General features: G+C 37.0%; 2 protein-coding genes. Both read left to right on the top strand.

All coding sequences use genetic code 11. The features are described 5' to 3' along the window. Positions 1 to 1,643, top strand: a 1,643-nt coding sequence (locus R3333_RS12795; RefSeq protein WP_318959166.1) for a polysaccharide biosynthesis tyrosine autokinase, incomplete at its 5' end; no start/stop codon positions are given. A 740-nt stretch (positions 1,644 to 2,383) separates the two neighbouring features. Continuing rightward, positions 2,384 to 3,352: a tryptophan--tRNA ligase gene (gene trpS, locus R3333_RS12790; RefSeq protein WP_318959165.1), complete on the top strand. Its 969-nt coding sequence runs from the start codon at positions 2,384 to 2,386 to the stop codon at positions 3,350 to 3,352. The last annotated feature ends 911 nt before the right edge of the window (positions 3,353 to 4,263 follow it).

Raw genomic sequence — 4,263 nt, 5'->3', positions numbered from 1 at the left:
TAAATGAGGTTATTAAACAGCATCGTAAAAATGCTATCGCTGATAAAAATGAGGTGGCGGAGAATACGAGTAATTTCATTAACAAACGTTTAGAATTGATCCAGGATCAGTTACGAGAAATTGAAAATGAAGGGGAGAGATATAAAACGGATTATGGGTTAATGGATGTATCAGCCGATGCAGAAAAGTTTTACAAGCAACAAGCAGAAGCTGAAAAGGCGGTGACAGAGGCTGAAATTCAAGTCAATTTGTCTAATTACATGACGGAGTATCTTGAGGATTATAAAGATAATTTTGAAGTACTTTTACCTGCAAATTTAGGTTTTGAAGATCAGGCCATTAATCAGATGACTGCCAAGTATAATGAATTGGTGTTGGAGAGAAATGAATTGTTAAAGTCATCTTCTGCTATAAATACGAACGTATTACGCATCAATTCGCAATTGGAGCAAATCAAAGCGAGTTTGGTCACTGGTTTAGATAATTTGAAGTCACGTTTAAATATTCAACTAGCCATATTAAAGGACCAAAACAAAGATTATCAGAAAAAAATTGCGTCCTTACCTAAATTTGAAAAGGAATACAGAAGCATTTTACGTCAACAAGAGATTAAGGAAAGTTTGTACTTGTTCTTGTTACAGAAGCGTGAAGAAAGTGAGATAACACAAGCCTCGAATGTTTCCAATGCGAAGCCTATCGATATGGCTTACTCAGACGGAATTCCCGTAAGTCCTAAGAAGAAAATTGTGTTTTTAGGAGCCTTTTTATTGGGGATTCTAATCCCAGTTGGAGTCATCTATTTAAGAGACTTGTTGGACAATAAAATTCATGGTCAAGAGGATATAGAGAAATTGAATTTACCTTTTGTGGGAACCGTTCCAACGAGCGAAGAAAAAACAAAGATTATTACCCAAAAAGATGCTAGGAGTCCTATTGCTGAGGCATATAGAATCTTGCGTACTAATTTAAACTTTGTTTTAGATAAAAATATAGAAGGTGGAAAAGTAATATTTGCAACTTCTACAATCCCGGGTGAAGGAAAGACCTTTACTTCGTTGAACTTGGCGTATTCCTTATCCTTTACAGGGAAAAAAGTAGTTGTTGTTGGATTAGATTTACGTAAACCAAAATTGTTGGAATACGTGGATATGCCGCAAGGGAAAGGGGTTTCTGATTTCTTAGCGACACCGGGTTTAAAATTAGATGCAATAACAAGAAAATCTCCAAATACGGATAACTTATACTATATTTCTTCTGGTTCTATTCCGCCTAACCCTTCTGAATTATTGATGGAGGATCATTTGGGAGTAATGTTTAAAGAGCTACGTGAGAAGTTTGATTACATCATCGTAGATACGCCTCCTACGAGTTTAGTGGTAGATACGGTATCAGCGGCGAAATACGCAGATGTTGTCTTGTATGTTGCTCGAGCGAATTACTTGGATAAGCGTCTGTTGAAATTTGCTTCTGACTTTTACAAAAATGGTAAGTTAGGTAAAATGGCCATGGTAGTAAACGGTGTTAAAACCAAAGGTCGTGGTTATGGTTATGGCTACGGATATGGTTATGGCTACGGTTACGGAGTTGATTTTGACAAAGATCAGAAAAAAGGAATTTTAGGATGGTTTAAGAAGAAGTCTTAATTCATTTACTTATAATAAATTTAAAAGCTCTTGGTGAAAATCAGGAGCTTTTTTTATGTTACTACTTCGAAGCTTGGGTTTGGTTCATTTCTTTTTCATTGATAATACTTCGGCTCCGTTAAGTAAGACGCTAGAAACGAACCAAAGAAAACGCTAGGCTGTGTAACTAAAACTTCCTTTTTCTTCATGAAAACTAAGTTTCTTTTACAAAGCCGAACTTTTCCAAATTAGTATGATTTAATCATGTTTTCCTCTGGACTCCAAGCTTATATTCAATAGTGTACTTAGACCATTCTTTTCTTTAAATTTTTCACGCAGTGAAGAATTAAATTTTTTTAATCACTCACATTCTAACCTCAAACTATCGAACATTCAAACAATTAAATCTAATAATCTACCTGCGAGAATCCACAGTTGACAAGAGAGGTTTGATGCTGTATCTTTGAAATAAGCTAATCAACCTAATCTAGCCCAGACCTAAAAACCTATCTAACCTACCTTGTAAAAGTAGAGCCTCGTTGAATCAGCGGGGCTTTTTGCTTGGGTCTTGTTATTGCTCAATCCTTGATATTACTTCGGTTCGTCGATAATCGATCTAACGAGATGAGCGAATATTTCTGCCTATAATCATGTTAAATACACTTGCATCAATCATTTCTTGAATTCTTGAATGCTTGAATCTTTGAATTCATGAATGGAATATCAGAAATCTATTTTATTTTTGGACAAAATCATTTGAAATGGCAAGAGTTTTAACAGGAATCCAAAGTACGGGAGTTCCTCATATGGGGAATATTTTAGGAGCTATTGCTCCGGCCGTAGAGATGGCAAATAGTGAAGAAAATGATTCTTTATTATTTATCGCCGATATGCATTCATTAACCCAAATTAAAGACGGGAATGAATTACGTGAGAATACCTACGCTGTAGCGGCTACTTGGCTTGCCTTTGGATTAAACCCTGAAAAAACGATTTTTTATAGACAAAGCGATATACCGGAAGTCACTGAATTGACTTGGTACTTGAGTTGTTTTTTCCCTTTTCAGCGTTTGACATTAGCGCACTCTTTTAAAGATAAAGCGGATCGTTTAAGTGATGTGAATGCAGGGTTGTTTAGCTATCCTATGTTGATGGCGGCAGATATCTTGTTGTATGATGCAGAGATTATCCCCGTCGGTAAAGATCAATTACAACACATTGAAATTACACGTGATGTGGCCTCTCGTTTCAACAATATTAACGGTGATATTTTCGTGCTTCCAGAAGCGAAGACAAGTGAAGAGGCAAAGATTATCCCTGGAACAGATGGTCATAAAATGAGTAAGTCAAGAAATAACTTCATCAATATTTTCCAAACGGATAAAAAATTGAGAAAACAGGTGATGGGGATTGCAACGGACAGTAAAGGTTTGGAAGAACCAAAAGATCCGGATACATGTAATGCTTTTGCTTTGTATAAATTGTTGGCTTCTTCTGAGCAAATCTCGGAAATGCGTGCCAAGTATGAAGGAGGTAACTACGGGTATGGTCATGCTAAACAAGAATTGTTTGAATTGATTTGTGAAAAGTTTGCTACTCAACGTGAACGATTTGAGTATTTAATGGAAAATAAGAACGAAATAGACGAAGCTTTAGCCATTGGAGCGGAAAAGGCAAGAAAGATTGCTGCTGCTACCTTAAAACGCGTGAGAGCGAAAGTAGGATACTAATTAAATTAAGAATTGAGAATTAAGAATTGAGAATTCTGAATGTGGAATTTTTATTGAATCCCTTGCCTGGTGGTGAGGGATTTTTGCTTTTTAGTCAAATGTGATAAGAGATTCATGAAAATGGATTTTTACAGAGCATATTCCCAACCCACTACTTGCGTTCAATACTGATTTTGAGGCCTGAGGTTGGAGGGACGAGAAGTCTCGAAGGCCGGAACTATGGAATGGAATGCTACGAACAACTCCGTGACCTTGGTGAAAACACTACTTGATTTTTGGTTAAAACCAGGTAGTGTTTTTCTTGCTCAATATTCAAACTATTGAACAAACAAAGGAGTCTACCTGCGAGAATCCACAGTTGACAAGAGAAGCTTGATACAGTATCTTTGAAATAAGCTAATCAACCTAATCTAGCCCAGACCTAAAAACCTACCTTACCTATCCATGTAAAAGTAAAGCCTCGTTTAATCAGCGAGGCTTTTTTGGGTTCGAGCTTCGAGGCTTGGGTTTGTTCATTTCTTCTCCATTGATAATACTTCGGCTACGCTCAGTACGGCGCTAGAAACGAACCAAAGAAAAATCTAGTCGAATCTTAGGAGATTTCCCAACTTTTACCAAAGTTGAGAACCATGGTTCAGACTACGCTACGTGCTCTTTTCCGATTAGCATCGGAACGCATCTTCACAAGTCTGACCTCTATCTCTGAAGATACGACGATGGTCTTAGTCTATGACTTGTTACTCTTCTTGCTCAATATTCAAACTATCGAACAAACAAACGCTCAAACAAAGGAGTCTACCTGCGAGAATCCACAGTTGACAAGAGGAGCTTGATGCTGTATCTTTGAAATAAGCTAATCAACCTAATCTAGCCCAAACCTAAAAACCTACCTTACCTATCCATGTAAAAGT

The sequence above is a fragment of the Lishizhenia sp. genome, assembly GCF_033720595.1.
Lineage (GTDB): Bacteria > Bacteroidota > Bacteroidia > Flavobacteriales_D > Crocinitomicaceae > Lishizhenia.
Note: the sequence above shows the minus strand (reverse complement) of the source record. Positions and strands in the feature narration are given on the sequence as shown.